The sequence below is a fragment of the Aeromonas sp. OTU364 genome (genome assembly GCF_038440395.1).
GTDB lineage: Bacteria > Pseudomonadota > Gammaproteobacteria > Enterobacterales > Aeromonadaceae > Aeromonas.
The window spans coordinates 1-14,365 of record NZ_JASATR010000026.1 but is presented as its reverse complement, the minus strand read 5'-3'; the positions used below and the strand labels follow the sequence as shown (position 1 = coordinate 14,365).

The following is a 14,365-nucleotide window of genomic DNA, read 5'->3' as shown; positions in this document are numbered from 1 at the left end:
GCAGCGAACGGCTCGCTGAACGGATGGAATACAATCACAACATCAGGACGGAGACAGTCTGAACAGGCATAGGCTCGCAGTATCGGGTCACTGGGCAGATGGAACTCAAGACAACATCAGGACGGAGAGAGTATGAGCAGTTATCGGATCGCAGTATTGCCGGGGGACGGCATTGGCCCGGAAGTGATGGCCGAGGCCATCAAGGTACTGGAAAAGGTGCAGACCAAATTCGGCTTCTCCCTCGACTATGATCGCCACGACGTGGGTGGCATCGCCATCGACAACCACGGCACCCCGCTGCCCCGAAGCACCATAGCGGGCTGCGAAGCGGCCGATGCAGTGCTGTTCGGCTCGGTCGGCGGCCCAAAATGGGAACATCTGCCCCCCAACGATCAGCCGGAGCGCGGCGCCCTGCTGCCCCTGCGCGCCCACTTCAAGCTGTTCTGCAACCTGCGTCCGGCCCGCATCTACACCGGCCTGGAGCAGTTCTCGCCGCTGCGTGCCGACATCTCGGATCGCGGTTTTGACATCGCCTGCGTGCGGGAGCTGACCGGTGGCATCTACTTCGGCCAGCCCAAGGGGCGCGAAGGGGAAGGGGCCATGGAGAAGGCATTCGACACCGAGGTGTATCACCGCTTCGAGATCGAGCGCATCGCCAAGATAGCGTTCGAATCCGCCCGGGTGCGCAAGTCCAGGGTCACCTCCATCGACAAGGCCAACGTGCTCGCCTCCTCCATCCTGTGGCGCGAGGTGGTGACGCAAGTTGCCAAGGATTATCCCGATGTCGAACTGAACCATATGTACATCGACAACGCCACCATGCAGCTCATCAAGGATCCGTCCCAGTTCGACGTGCTGCTCTGCTCCAACCTGTTCGGCGACATCCTCTCCGACGAGTGCGCCATGATCACCGGCTCCATGGGGCTGCTCCCCTCCGCCAGCCTCAACGAATCCGGCTTCGGTCTGTTCGAGCCGGCCGGTGGCTCGGCCCCGGACATCGCCGGCAAGGGCATTGCGAACCCCATCGCCCAGATCCTCTCCGCCGCCCTGATGCTGCGCTACAGCCTGGGCCAGGAAGCCGCCGCCCAGGCCATAGAGCAGGCCGTGGCCCAGGCTCTGGCCGAGGGTTACTTCACCGCCGATCTTCATCAGGGTAACGCACAGCACCCGGTGCAGAGCACCGCCGAGATGGGCAGCCAGATAGCCGCACGGATCTGAGCCACGCAGCACATAACAAGGAATACAGAGCAATGTCCAAGACCCTCTATCAGAAAGTGTTCGACGCCCACGTGGTCCGGGAAGTGGAAGGGGAAACCCCCCTCATCTACATCGATCGCCACCTGGTGCACGAAGTGACCAGCCCCCAGGCGTTCGACGGCCTGCGCGCCATGAAGCGCCCGCTGCGCCGCCCGGATCTGACCTGGGCCACCATGGATCACAACGTCTCCACCACCACCAAGGACATCGCCGCCTCCGGCGAGATGGCCAGAATCCAGATGGAAACCCTGGCAGCCAACTGCAAGGAGTTCGGGGTTCGTCTCTACGATCTGAACCACAAATACCAGGGCATAGTCCACGTGATGGGCCCCGAGCTCGGCATCACATTGCCCGGTACCACCATAGTCTGCGGCGACTCCCACACCGCTACTCACGGCGCCTTCGGGTCGCTCGCGTTTGGCATTGGCACTTCCGAAGTGGAACACGTGATGGCGACCCAGACCCTGAAGCAGGGCCGGGCCAAGACCATGCGTATCTCTGTCAACGGCAAGCTGGCCGAAGGCATCAGCGCCAAAGACGTGGTGCTGGCCATCATTGGCAAGGTCGGCGCTGCCGGTGGTACCGGTTACGTGGTGGAGTTCGCAGGCGATGCCATCACGGGTCTCTCCATGGAAGGGCGCATGACGGTGTGCAACATGGCCATCGAGCTCGGCGCCAAGGCGGGCATGATAGCCCCGGATCAGACCACCATCGACTACATCCGCGGCAAGGTATTCGCCCCCACCGGCGAGGCGCTGGCGCAGGCCATCGCCCATTGGCAGAGCCTCAAGAGCGACGAGGGCGCGACCTTCGATGCCGAAGTGGTGCTGGACGCCGCCGCCATCGCCCCTCAGGTGACCTGGGGCACCAACCCGGGCCAGGTGATCGCCGTCAATGAACCCATTCCGGCGCCGGAATCCTTCAGCGATCTGATGGAGCAGCAGTCCGCCCGCAAGGCACTTGCCTACATGGACTTGCAGCCGGGCCAGAAGCTCTGTGACGTCACCATCGACAAGGTGTTCATCGGATCTTGCACCAACAGCCGCATCGAGGATCTGCGTGCCGCCGCCGCCATCGCCCGTGGCCGCAAGGTGGCCGCCGGGGTACAGGCCCTGGTGGTGCCGGGCTCCGAGCAGGTGAAGGCCCAGGCCGAAGCCGAGGGGCTCGACAAGATCTTCCTCGAGGCGGGTTTTGAGTGGCGCCTGCCCGGCTGCTCCATGTGTCTGGCCATGAACAACGACCGGCTGCAACCGGGGGAGCGCTGCGCCTCCACCAGCAACCGCAACTTCGAAGGGCGCCAGGGCCGTGCCGGCCGCACCCACCTGGTGAGCCCGGCCATGGCCGCCGCCGCCGCCGTCACCGGCCGCTTCGCCGATATTCGTGCGCTGTAATTACGAGGAGAACAAGATGACAGGCTTCAAGCAACACAAAGGGATCGTCGTTCCCCTCGACAGCGCCAACGTCGATACCGACGCCATCATTCCGAAGCAGTTTTTGCAGAAGGTGAACCGCATCGGTTTTGGCAAGCACCTGTTCCACGACTGGCGCTTCCTTGACGATGCCGGGGAGCAGCCCAACCCCGAGTTCGTGCTGAACCAGCCGCAATTCGCCGGTGCCAGCATATTGCTGGCCCGGGAGAACTTCGGCTGCGGCTCGAGCCGCGAGCACGCCCCCTGGGCGCTGGCGGACTACGGCTTCAAGACCATCATAGCCCCGAGCTTTGCCGACATCTTCTACGGCAACGCCATCAACAACGGCATGGTGCCGGTACGCCTGAAAGAAGAAGAGGTCGAGGCCCTGTTCCAGCTGGTCGCAGCCAATCCGGGCATAGAAATTGAAGTGGATCTGGAGGCGAACCAGGTGCGCGCCGGCGCGCTCACGTTCGGCTTCGAGATCGACGAGTTCCGCCGCTACTGCCTGCTCAACGGGTTGGATGCCATCGGCCTGACCCTGCAACACGAAGCAGCCATCAGCGCCTTCGAGGCGAAGCAGCCGAGCTGGATTTAAGTACACTCAAAACCAGTATCGGCGCCTTCGAGACAACCCAAGGCAGCCGAGCTGGATTTGACGAGCCTGCGATAAGAAAGCGAGTAGAATCAACAGGGAGCCCAGGCTCCCTGTTTTATTGTCGGGTCGCTGTACAAGGCCCGCAACCTCTGCATGTCCGACAGGAGACACCTATGTCCGCAAGGGGCGCCCTTTCAATGCTCTGCCTGCTGCTCAGCCTCCCGGCCCTGGGCGGGCAGACCTATTTCAGCAGCAACGGCGGCCAGCTCGACGTCGGCTGGCAGGACAGGGATGGCAAGGCCCAGCAACTCAGCTACCGGCTGGAGGCGGGCAAGCTGCCGCCGCTCATCGCCTATCGCCCGGCCAGGATGCAGGAGGAGGTGCTGCAGAGCTTGCTGCGGCAGGCGGAGCTTGAATTCCCCGAGGTGCAGTTCTCCCTCTCTCGCCCCAGCCTCGCCCTCAGCCTCAAGAGCCGCAACGCCGACAAGGCCAGGGAAGCCTCGCTATGGGTCAAGCCGGAGCAGGCCAGACTGGAGGCCGAGTGGCTCAAGCAGCACTACTTCCAGCCCTTCACCCCGCCCGACGGCGCCCCCGCCATCAAGCAGGATCATGTGCGCATCGCCCTAGAGAGCCGTGCCGAACTGGCGCCCCTGGCCGAGCAGCTCAAGCAGGAGGGCGCCACAGAGACAGAGGCGCGCCAGAAGACGGTGGCCCATATGCTCGACTTCATCCAGGCCATCCCCTATCAGCTGCTCGACAGCCAGTCGGGGCGCTCGGGCAAGGGCTTTCTGAGCCCGCGCCAGGTGCTGGAGCAGAACCGGGGGGATTGCGACAGCAAGGTCACTCTGATGGCGGCTCTGCTGGCCCAGCGATTTCCCGAGCTGAAGCAGGCCATGGTGTTCGTGCCGGGCCATGCCCTGCTGGGGGTGGCGCTGCCGGCCGGCCCGGGTCAGGCGACCCTGAACTGGCAAGGGGAGACCTATCTGCTGCTGGAGCCGACCGGCCCAGCCCAGCTCCCCATGGGCCAGCTCGCCGCCACCAGCAAGACGCTGGTCGACAGCAAGCAGTTGAGCGTCCAACCCGTGCTGGCCAGCAACTGAGCCGCACCCGGTGCGGCGATCCGGGCGGGGAGGCAAGGTTGGCCCGGGCCGAAAATGCATCGACCAGCCGGTGGCTGGTCGATGGAACAGGGTGGCGTGCGGACTCAGGTCAGAGGCAGGAACTCCAGCGCCAGCAAGAGCCCGCCCTCCTCCTCCAGCACCCGCACTATGCGGGCCCGGGCCTCGAAGGGGGGCAGCAGGTTGCTGCTGGTGGCCAGGCTCACCCGGATGGGTTGGGCCAGATCAAATCCGTGTTCGTTCACCTCGACCCCCATGCCATTGGCGCTGAGATCCCGGCAGACACCCTCAAGCACCTGCTGGTGCTGGAACAGGGTGACAGGGGCGTTGATGACCATGCGCTGGAAGGCACGTCTTTCCTTGGTGCTGGTGATCACTGGGGGCATCCTCCTTGGTGGTGGCTCGCACGGCGCGGCCCGTGAAACATAGTGCTGGCCTCCCCCAAAGAAGGTCAATACAATGCGGTTCGTTGCTCAAACGGGGTGCGGTTTACCGCTGAGATTATACCCGTGAACCTGATCCAGATAATGCTGGCGGAGGAATTTGAGGCATGGCGCGCGTTTTTTGCGCCCTCATCCGCTGGCCCTCACCACAAGAGAGGTGCCATTGATGAGCAGACCGCTGCCCATGGCACCTCAGTACCCACAGGAGTGCCATTGATGAAGACCCTGCTGCTGCTCGCGACCGGCCTGCTCTCTGCCCAGGCATTTGCCGCCGACACCCTCACCGTCTACACCTACGGCTCCTTCGCCGCCGAATGGGGCCCGGGTCCCAAGATCAAGCAGGCCTTCGAGAAGGAGTGCGGCTGTACCCTCAATCTGGTGGCCCTGGAAGACGGTGTCGCCATCCTCAACCGGCTGCGGCTGGAAGGCCAGCACAGCAAGGCCGATCTGGTGCTGGGGCTGGACGATGCCCTGGTCAGCGAGGCCAAGCAGAGCGGCCTGTTCGCCCCCCATCACACCAGACTCGACGCCCTCAAGGTGCCGGGTGGCTGGCAGGATGACACCTTCGTCCCCTATGACTACGGTTACTTCGCCTTCGTCTACGACAAGGACAAACTCAAGCAGCCCCCCAAGAGCCTGAAAGAGCTGGTGGAACGCCAGGATCTCAAGGTGATCTATCAGGATCCCCGCACCTCCACCCCTGGCCAGGGGCTGATGCTCTGGATGAAGTCTGTCTATGGCGATCAGGCCCCCGCCGCCTGGGAACAGCTGGCCAAAAAGACGGTCACCGTCACCAAGGGCTGGTCCGAGGCCTATGGCATGTTCCTCGACGGCGAGGCGGACATGGTGCTCTCCTATACCAGCTCCCCCGCCTATCACCTGATCGCCGAGAACAAGCCCCAGTACCAGGCGGCCGCCTTCGCAGAGGGGCATTACCGTCAGGTGGAAGTGGCCGCCAAGCTGAAAAGCGCTGTCCAGGACAAGCTGGCGGATCAGTTCCTGCAGTTCATGGTCAGCCCCGCCTTCCAGCAGGAGATCCCTGCAGGCAACTGGATGTACCCGGTGATCGACCAGCCGCTGCCCAAGGGCTTCGAGCAGATGATCACGGTCGCCAAGCCGCTGAGCTTCACCTCTGATGACGTGGCCGCCAATCGCAAGAACTGGATCCGCGAATGGCTGCAAGCCGTCACCCAGTGAACGCAGGCTCTCGTCCCCTCTGGTGGCTGCCGGGCAGTGCGGCCACCCTGCTGATCCTGCTGTTGTCCCTCGGGCCGCTCGCGGCCCTGCTGTGGCAGGCGGGCACCTTGTCTCCCCGCACCCTGCTGGCCGATCCCTATCTGCGCCATGTGCTGGGCTTCAGCCTGGGGCAGGCCCTGCTCTCCACCCTGCTGAGCCTGGGGCTTGCCATTCCGGTGGCCCGTGCCCTGGCGCGGCGCCGCTTCCCCGGCAGGGCCTTGCTGCTCAAGCTGTTCGGCCTCTCCCTGGTGCTGCCCGTCATCATCGCCATCTTTGGCATGGTCGCGGTGCACGGTCGCCAGGGCTGGTTGCCACAGCTGCTGCGCGGTCTGGGGCTGGATCCCGGCAACTACCTGTACGGCCTGTTCGGCATACTGCTGGCCCATGTGTTCTTCAACATGCCGCTGGCGGCGCGCCTCATACTGCAGAGCATAGAGAGCGTCCCCGAGACCTCCTGGCGCCTCGCCAGCCAGCTCGGCATGCGCTCATCCCACATCTTCCGGCTGCTGGAGTGGCCGCTCATCCGCGGCATACTGCCGGGGCTCGCCAGCCTCATCTTCATGCTCTGCTTCACCAGCTTCACCACAGTGCTGGCGCTGGGCGGCGGCCCCAAGTCCACCACCCTGGAAGTGGCCGTCTATCAGGCACTGCGCTTTGACTTCGATCTCGCCACCGCGGGCGGACTGGCGCTGGTACAGCTGCTGCTGACCGTCGCCCTGCTCCTGCTGCAACACAGGCTGCAGACCACCCCGGCCAGCCGTCTCACCAGCCGCCGCCCCTGCCTGAGGCCGGATCGCCATCAGCCGGCGACAGGCCTGGTGGATGCCGTGGCGCTCTGCACCGGGCTCGCCATCTTCCTGCCGCCCCTGCTGGCCATAGTCGTGGCCGGTTTCAACCCCGGCCTGCTGACGGCTCTGGCATCCCCCGCGCTGTGGCAGGCGGGCGGCCAGTCCCTGGCCATCGCCCTGGCGGCCGGGTCGCTGGCGACCCTGCTCGGCGCCGGTCTGCTGCTCACCAGCCGCCACCTGAGGGTGCGCGGGCGCAAGCGGCGGGCCGCCGCCCTGTGGGAGGCCAGCGGCTCCATGATCCTGATGATCCCGGCAGTGGTGCTCTCCACCGGTCTCTTCATCATGTTCATGCCCTTTGTCGACGTCTTTGCCCTGGGCCCCTGGCTGGTGGTGCTGGTCAACGCCCTGATGGCGCTGCCCTATGTGCTGCGTACCCTCAGCGCCCCCATGCAGCTGGTGGTGCGCCAGTACGATCGGCTGGCGGACAGCCTTGGGGTGCGCGGTCTGCATCGCCTGCGACTGGTGGAGTGGCCTCTGCTGCGCCGCCCGCTGGCGCTCGCCATGGCGCTCTCCATGATATTGTCCCTCGGGGATCTCGGCGCCATCGCCATGTTCGGCAGCCAGGCCCTCACCACCTTGCCCTGGCTGCTCTATCAGCAGCTCGGGAGCTACCGGCTGACCGAGGCTGCCGCCACCGCCCTGCTGCTGCTCACGCTCTGTTTCTCCCTGTTCTGGCTGGTTGAGCGGGGTCTTGGAGGAAAGAATGGTGAGCATTGAGGTACAAACCCTGCGCTACCGTTTCTGCGGCTGTTCTGGCTGGTCGAACGGACTCTTTGAGAGGAAAACATGCTGAACATCGATGAACTGGTCACCAGCTACCCGGATTGGCGCGTCAGCTTCAGCGCCACCCTGCCCAGGGGGGAGATCACCGCCCTGATAGGGCCGAGCGGTGCCGGCAAGTCCACCCTGCTCGGCATGATCGCCGGCTTCGTGCCGGTGGAGTCCGGCCGTCTCAGTTTCGATGGCGTCGATCTGCTGCCGCTCGGTCCCGCCGAGCGGCCGGTGACCACCCTGTTTCAGGATCACAACCTCTTCCTGCATCTGTCGGTGTTCGACAACATCGCCATCGGCCTGCACCCTGGCCTGCACCTGAGCGAGGCCCAGCGCGAGCAGGTGAGACAGGGGGCAGAGCGGGTCGGTCTTGGGGACATGCTGAGCCGCCTGCCGGAGCAGCTCTCCGGCGGCCAGCAACAGCGGGTGGGGCTGGCCCGCGCTCTGGTACGGGGAAAACCCCTGCTGCTGCTGGATGAGCCCTTCTCGGCCCTGGATCCCGCCCTGCGCCGGGAGATGCTGGCCGAGGTGGCCCGCCTCGCCTGCGAGCAGGGCATCACTGTGCTCATGGTGTCCCACAACCCGGAAGATGCCCAGCTGATTGCCGATCAGGTGCTGTTCGTGGACGAAGGCCGCATCGCCCTGCAGGGCAAACCCGACATACTGCAAGACAGCGAACACCCCGGGCTGCTGCGCTACCTTGGTCGCGCTCTATCTCCATAGTGGATGGCCAACAAGTGGATGGTCTCCCCCTGGCATAACCCCGGAAGATGCCCAGCTGATTGCCGATCAGGTGCTGTTCGTGGACGAGGGCCGCATCGCCCTGCAGGGCAAACCCGACATACAGCAGAACAGCGAGCACCCCGGGCTGCTGCGTTACCTTGGTCGCGCTCTATCTCCATAGTGGATGGCCAACAAGCTGATGGTCTCCCCCTGGCATAACCCCGGAAGATGCCCAGCTGATCGCCGATCAGGTGTTGCTCGTGGACCAAGGCCGCATCGCCCTTCAGGGTAAACCGAACATACTGCAAGACAGCGACCCCCCCGGGCTGCTGCGCTACCTTGGTCGTGCTCTATCTCCATAGTGGATGGCCAACAAGCGGATGGTCTCCCCCTGGCATAACCCCGGAAGATGCCCAGCTGATCGCCGATCAGGTGCTGTTCGTGGACGAGGGCCGCATCGCCCTGCAGGGTAAACCCGACATACTGCAAGACAGCGAGCACCCCGGGCTGCTGCGCTACCTTGGTCGTACACAAGGGCAATGACGGCAACGGGATCAAAAAAGGGGAAGCCGTCCGGCTTCCCCTTTCTCATGCAGAGATTGCGTTGAATCAGAGATTTTCCTCGGCGAACGAAGCCAGCCGGCTGCGCACCACGCCGTTCAGGAAGATGTTGGCACTGCCGTCGAAGTCCTTGAAACGCTCGACTATGTAGGTCAGACCCGAGGTCACCGGGCTCAGGTAGTTGGAGTCTATCTGGGCCAGGTTGCCGGAGCAGACGATCTTGGTCCCCTCGCCGCAGCGGGTGATGATGGTCTTGATCTGGGAGGCGGTCAGGTTCTGGCACTCGTCCAGCAGCACGAAGGTGTTCTGGATGCTGCGCCCGCGCATGAAGTTGACGGATTTGAACTGGATGTTGGCCTTCTCCATGATGTAGCTGAGGGACCCGCTCATGTTCTCGTCCTGCTTGTGCAGCACCTCCAGGGTGTCGGTCACCGCCGCCAGCCAGGGCATCATCTTCTCCTCCTCGGTGCCGGGCAGGAAGCCGATGCTCTCGGCAATCTCCGGGGTGTTGCGGGTGACGATCACTTTCTCGTAAATCCCCTTCTCGATCACCAGCTCCAGGGCCGCCGCCATGGCGAGCAGGGTCTTGCCGCAGCCCGCCGGGCCGGTCAGGATCACCAGATCGATGTGCGGATCCAGCAGGGCGTCCAGCGCCATGCCCTGATAGATGTTCTTGGGATGCACCCCCCAGGCCTTGCGTGACATCAGCCGCTCGCGGCCCAGATCCTTGAGGCGGATCTTGTTGCCGTCGTGGCTCAGCACCCTGGCTGCAAAGAAGTTCTCCTCGTCCAGCAGGTACTGGTTGACGTGCACCCCCTCCAGCAGGTTCGAGTCGATCACGTGAACTGTGTCGCGGCCATGGGTCTCGCTGTCGCACTCGCCAACCCGCTCCCAGAAGCTGCCTGGCACCACCTGGAAGCCCTTGGCCAGCAGGCGGATGTCGTCGATCAGCTGGTCGCTGCGATAATCCTCCACATGGGCAAGGCCCGCCCCCTTGGCCTTGAGGCGCATGTTGATGTCCTTGGTCACCAGCACCACCTGGCGTTTCATCTCGTGCTTTTGCAGGTAGAGGGCCGCGTTGATGATGCGGTTGTCCGCCTCCTTGTCGGTGAACACCTCGGCATCCTGGGGCAGATGGTGATCGCTGAAGATGGAGATGCGACCGCTCGCCTCGCCGGCCAGCGCCACCCCTTGCACTATCTGCTCCGGGGTCGCATCGCGGAACACGTCTTCCAGGGCTCGGATGGCGATGCGGGCATCACGGCTGACGTCCTTCTGGCGATCCTTGATGTTGTCGAGCTCTTCGAGCACCGTCATGGGGATGAGCACGTCGTGCTCTTTGAAGGAGTAGATGGCGAGGGGTTCGTGAAGCAGAACGTTGGTATCCAGGATAAACAGCTTTCGGTCCGTGTTGTCCATAAGCATCCTCCTTGGCACTGAAGGTGCCACGTGTGTGAATCTCAGATGTCATTGAAACCACACGGCCGTGACAGTTTTATTACCCCTCACGCTACGCCCGAATTTACCAGCGTGCAACAAATCCCTTTGGCTCCTGCGACTGACTGAACAGAAAACACCCAACAGAAAAGACCGGCCCACAGGCCGGTCTTTTAAGCTGATTTATGCCCCTGTTGGCCCCATTAGCCACACTTGGAATCGCCGCAGTTGAGGCAGGTCATGCAACCATCCTTCTGCACCAGCGCCTTGGTGTGGCACTTGTAGCAGAGCGCCGCACTGGCCGGGAAGCCGCTGCCTGCCTGCTGGACGTCAGCCTCCTGTTCGGCCTGGATCTGTGCCTGCTTCTCGGCCAGAAACGCCTGCTGGTGCTCATCCAGCCCGGTGGCCTTGAGCATGCCTATCTCGGTGAGATGAGTCTCGATCACGTTGCCAATTTCGGCGATGAGCGACGGCACATACTTGCCCTTGTTCCAGTAACCCCCCTTGGGATCGAACACGGACCTCAGCTCCTCCACCAGGAAGGTGACATCCCCGCCCTTGCGAAACACCGCCGAGATGATGCGGGTCAGCGCCACTATCCACTGATAGTGCTCTAGGCTCTTGGAGTTGATGAAGATCTCGAACGGACGGCGCGTCTCGTGGACCGTACCCTCGTTGAGAATGATGTCGTTGATGGTGATGAACAGCGAGTGCTCGGAGACATGCTCCGGCGTCTTCAGCTTGTAGGTGGTGCCCATCAGCCGCTCCGGACGCAGTACCGTCTCGTGCATATGCACCACGTCATCCTGAGGAGCCGGCGCTTCTTGCGGCTCATCCCGGGTTTTCACCTTGTAGGCGACGATTTTCCTGTCGATCTTCTTGACCATAATCTGTTCTCAGAATTTACCGTAATAGCCTTCTTTCAAGGCGTCGTAGAGGTTGGCGGCGGTGTGCAGCTCGCCATCGTATTCGATCTCTTCGTTCCCCTTCACCGTGATGACGGAGCCATCCTCCAGAGTGAACTCGTACTGAGTGTTCTCCAGATCCTTCTCCTTCACCAGCACGCCCTGGAAGGCCTCGGGGTTGAAGCGGAAGGTGGTGCAGCCCTTGAGGCCTGAGTCCGAGGCATACATGTAGATGTCCTTGAACTGCTCGAACGGGAAGTCGGTCGGGACGTTGGCCGTCTTGGAGATGGACGAATCTATCCAGCGCTGGGCCGCGGCCTGGATGTCCACGTGCTGGGCCGGGCTGATGTCGTCGGCGGTGATGAAGTAATCCGGCAGACGGCAGGCCTCATCCTCGGTGTAGGGCATGGCGCCGGCGTTGATGAGCTCCCGGTAGGCCAGCAGCTCGAAGGAGTAGACATCCACGCTCTCCTTGCTCTTCTTGCCCGCCTTGATGACGTTGCGGCTGTAGTGATGGGCGAAGCTCGGCTCTATGCCGTTGCTGGCGTTGTTGGCCAGCGACAACGAGATGGTGCCGGTCGGCGCTATGCTGCTGTGGTGGGTGAAACGCCCACCCACCTCGGCCAGCGCGGCCACCAGGGCGAGATCCACCTCGGCCACCTGCTGCATGTAGCGGCTGTAGCGTGCATGCAGCACCTTGCCCTTCACCTTGTCGCCGAGCTTGATGCCATCGGCCGCCATCTCGGGGCGCAGCCGCAACATCTTGCCGGTCACCTCGAACTCCTGCTCCATGATGGGGGCAGGGCCCTTCTCTTTCGCCAGGGCCAGGGACTCCTGCCAGCCGGTCATCGCTAGCTCCTGGGAGACCTGCTCGGTGAAGGCGACAGAAGCGGCAGAGCCGTACTTTATCTGCAGCATGGTGAGGGTCGACCCCAGGCCGAGGAATCCCATGCCATGGCGGCGCTTGGCGGTGATCTCCTCGCGCTGCTTAGGGAGCGGCAATTGATTGATCTCCACCACGTTGTCCAGCATGCGGGTGAAGATGGCCACTACCTTGCGAAACGCCTGCCAGTCGAAGGCGGCACGCTCGGTGAAGGGCTCGCGGACAAACTTGGTCAGATTGACCGACCCCAGCAGGCAGGCGCCATAGGGGGGCAAGGGCTGCTCACCACAGGGGTTGGTGGCGCGGATCTCCTCGCAGAACCAGTTGTTGTTCATCTGGTTGACCTTGTCGATCAGGATGAAACCGGGCTCCGCATAGTCATAGGTGGAGGTCATGATGACGTTCCACAGCTTGCGCGCTGGCAGGGTCTTGTAGACCTTGCAGGCCACCTGCCCCAGCGCGTTGATCACCACTCCTTCCTTGTTCGGCCAGTCGGCCCAGAGCACCTGAGTGGGATCATCCAGGGCGATGCCGTCCTGCTCCACCTCCTTGGCGGTGTAGGGGAAGATGAGCCGCCAGGGCGCATCCTCCTTCACTGCCTTGACGAACTCTTCGGTGATCAGCAGGGAGAGGTTGAACTGGCGCAGGCGACCATCTTCCCGCTTGGCCTGAATGAACTCGATCACGTCGGGATGCCGGATATCCATGGTGCCCATCTGGGCGCCGCGACGGCCGCCTGCCGACGAGACGGTGAAACACATCTTGTCGTAGATATCCATGAAGGAGAGCGGGCCCGAGGTATAGGCACCGGCGCCGGAGACGAAGGCACCGCGCGGACGCAGGGTCGAGAAGTCATAGCCGATGCCGCAGCCCGCCTTCAGGGTCAGGCCGGCCTCGTGCACCTTGCCAAGAATGTCATCCATCGAATCTTCGATGGTGCCGGAGACGGTGCAGTTGATGGTCGAGGTGGCCGGCTTGTGCTCGAAGGCCCCTGCATTGGAGGTGATACGACCCGCCGGGATGGCGCCATTGCGCAGGGCCCACAGGAAGGGCTCATACCATGCATCGGGCTCGCTCTCCTGGGCCGCCAGCGCACGGGCAACCCGCTGATAGGTTTCATCTATGGTGCCGTCGATGGGCGCCCCATCCTTGCTCTTGAGGCGATACTTGCTGTCCCAGATCTCGAGGGAGGTTTCCTGCATGGGGATGAGGGCAGAGTTGGGTCCACTCTCCAGAACAGGGTTGGATTTAGCCATTTTCAAGCCACCTTATGTGAATGCAATAACGTCATGACAGAATCAAAAACACAACCAATAGGTTTAATGTCAACCATATAGCACTATATATAGTATCTCTCTCACGGGGCGCCGATTCTATCCTAAAAAAATGCCCCGGCCAGCAGATATTTGGGCCAGGGCATTTAACCGGTTCATTTCCCGATGAATTTAACGGGAGGAGGAATCTCAGGGCTTCTTGACGTACACGCTCGGCGTCTCACCCGCCATATTCAGATAGAACTCGTAAACACCGTCGGCATCCGGCGAGAACTTCATATCCTCATACTTGGAGCAGGGGTTGACCGGCACAGGCTCTCCGCCCAGCACGGCGACGCCGTCACTCGGACTCTTGTAGCCGAAGTTGGTGCCACAGCTCCAGCCGGAGTCGGCGAACTTGAACTTGTAGGGCGCCCACTCTTTCTTGAGCGTCCCCTTGGCCATGTAGAGTTTGTCGGCCACCTTGACCACCTTGCTCTCATCGGTCGCCATCCAGTCGTTCATCTCCCCCCGCAGGTAGATGGACTTGCCACCGAAGTCGCTGTTGTCTGCCGCCTGCTCTGCACCGCCATTGGATGCGCAACCGCCTAATACCAGGGTTCCCGCCGCCAGCATCATCGTTACTGTTCTTTTGAACATGTGTCCATTCCTCAGATTATTGTGATTCCTTGGCCCATCGAACGTGGGCAGACGAATTAAAGCAGAGCAGGCATCACAAGAAAGGTAGAGTCATCACATTCTGTGCTTTTTATATCCAGCACGTCGCGCCGATGGATAAATATCGAACAGAAAAGGGGAGCGGTTTTGGGAGAGGAGGGAGCTCATCGTCAAACTGCAGGAGTGTTAAAGCTTAATTATTAGTCAATGCACTGATTCTCAGGCAATAAAAAACCCCGCTCATC

Annotated in this window: 12 protein-coding genes, 3 pseudogenes and 1 riboswitch; of the genes and pseudogenes, 10 read left to right on the top strand and 5 right to left on the bottom strand. The window is 62.5% G+C overall.

Annotated features, from left to right (window positions below; genetic code table 11):
* Positions 1–132 precede the first annotated feature (132 nt).
* The 4 genes from leuB (at position 133) to AAHB08_RS19675 (ending at position 4,364) form a co-directional block, all read left to right on the top strand.
* A complete protein-coding gene (gene leuB, locus AAHB08_RS19690; RefSeq protein WP_319913020.1) occupies positions 133–1,218 on the top strand; it encodes a 3-isopropylmalate dehydrogenase in 1,086 nt (361 codons plus the stop codon).
* Positions 1,219–1,250: 32 nt separating this feature from the next.
* On the top strand, positions 1,251–2,648 hold the full coding sequence (gene leuC / locus AAHB08_RS19685) for a 3-isopropylmalate dehydratase large subunit (protein ID WP_342059852.1): 1,398 nt from the start codon (positions 1,251–1,253) through the stop codon (positions 2,646–2,648).
* Between the two features lie 16 nt (positions 2,649–2,664).
* A complete protein-coding gene (gene leuD / locus AAHB08_RS19680; protein ID WP_163149573.1) occupies positions 2,665–3,264 on the top strand; it encodes a 3-isopropylmalate dehydratase small subunit in 600 nt (199 codons plus the stop codon).
* 173 nt (positions 3,265–3,437) lie between these two features.
* Positions 3,438–4,364 (top strand): transglutaminase domain-containing protein, encoded by a 927-nt coding sequence (locus tag AAHB08_RS19675; protein WP_342059851.1) that lies wholly within the window; start codon positions 3,438–3,440, stop codon positions 4,362–4,364.
* Between the two features lie 104 nt (positions 4,365–4,468).
* On the opposite strand, the gene AAHB08_RS19670 is transcribed toward AAHB08_RS19675, so the two are convergent.
* Entirely contained in the window at positions 4,469–4,759 is a 291-nt protein-coding gene (locus AAHB08_RS19670) for a PilZ domain-containing protein (RefSeq protein ID WP_342059850.1), read from the bottom strand.
* Positions 4,760–4,850: 91 nt separating this feature from the next.
* A riboswitch (TPP riboswitch) is annotated at positions 4,851–4,941 on the top strand.
* Between the two features lie 100 nt (positions 4,942–5,041).
* Between AAHB08_RS19670 and thiB the strand changes: the two genes are divergently transcribed.
* From thiB to AAHB08_RS19640, 6 genes and pseudogenes are all read left to right on the top strand, one after another.
* Complete coding sequence (gene thiB, locus AAHB08_RS19665) at positions 5,042–6,022, top strand: thiamine ABC transporter substrate binding subunit (protein ID WP_342059849.1); 981 nt, start codon at positions 5,042–5,044, stop codon at positions 6,020–6,022.
* Positions 5,998–7,626, top strand: coding sequence for a thiamine/thiamine pyrophosphate ABC transporter permease (thiP, locus tag AAHB08_RS19660; protein WP_342059848.1), 1,629 nt, complete (start codon positions 5,998–6,000; stop codon positions 7,624–7,626). The genes thiB and thiP overlap by 25 nt, the downstream gene beginning before the upstream one ends.
* 69 nt (positions 7,627–7,695) lie before the next feature.
* Positions 7,696–8,403 carry a thiamine ABC transporter ATP-binding protein gene (thiQ, locus tag AAHB08_RS19655; protein ID WP_342059847.1) on the top strand — a complete coding sequence of 236 codons (708 nt, stop codon included), beginning with the start codon at positions 7,696–7,698 and terminating at the stop codon, positions 8,401–8,403.
* A 40-nt stretch (positions 8,404–8,443) separates the two neighbouring features.
* A pseudogene (locus AAHB08_RS19650) lies at positions 8,444–8,584 on the top strand (thiamine ABC transporter ATP-binding protein); the annotation flags it as partial.
* 40 nt (positions 8,585–8,624) lie between these two features.
* Positions 8,625–8,765, top strand: a pseudogene (locus tag AAHB08_RS19645) (thiamine ABC transporter ATP-binding protein); the annotation flags it as partial.
* Positions 8,766–8,805: 40 nt separating this feature from the next.
* A pseudogene (locus AAHB08_RS19640) lies at positions 8,806–8,946 on the top strand (thiamine ABC transporter ATP-binding protein); the annotation flags it as partial.
* Between the two features lie 66 nt (positions 8,947–9,012).
* Here the strand turns inward: AAHB08_RS19640 and AAHB08_RS19635 are convergent.
* From AAHB08_RS19635 to AAHB08_RS19620, 4 genes are all read right to left on the bottom strand, one after another.
* A complete protein-coding gene (locus tag AAHB08_RS19635; protein WP_139435097.1) occupies positions 9,013–10,383 on the bottom strand; it encodes a PhoH family protein in 1,371 nt (456 codons plus the stop codon).
* A 221-nt stretch (positions 10,384–10,604) separates the two neighbouring features.
* Positions 10,605–11,288: a TSCPD domain-containing protein gene (locus AAHB08_RS19630; RefSeq protein ID WP_005323870.1), complete on the bottom strand. Its 684-nt coding sequence runs from the start codon at positions 11,286–11,288 to the stop codon at positions 10,605–10,607.
* A 9-nt stretch (positions 11,289–11,297) separates the two neighbouring features.
* Entirely contained in the window at positions 11,298–13,445 is a 2,148-nt protein-coding gene (locus tag AAHB08_RS19625; protein WP_342059846.1) for an adenosylcobalamin-dependent ribonucleoside-diphosphate reductase, read from the bottom strand.
* Between the two features lie 207 nt (positions 13,446–13,652).
* On the bottom strand, positions 13,653–14,102 hold the full coding sequence (locus AAHB08_RS19620) for a pullulanase (RefSeq protein WP_025328176.1): 450 nt from the start codon (positions 14,100–14,102) through the stop codon (positions 13,653–13,655).
* Positions 14,103–14,365: the final 263 nt, after the last annotated feature.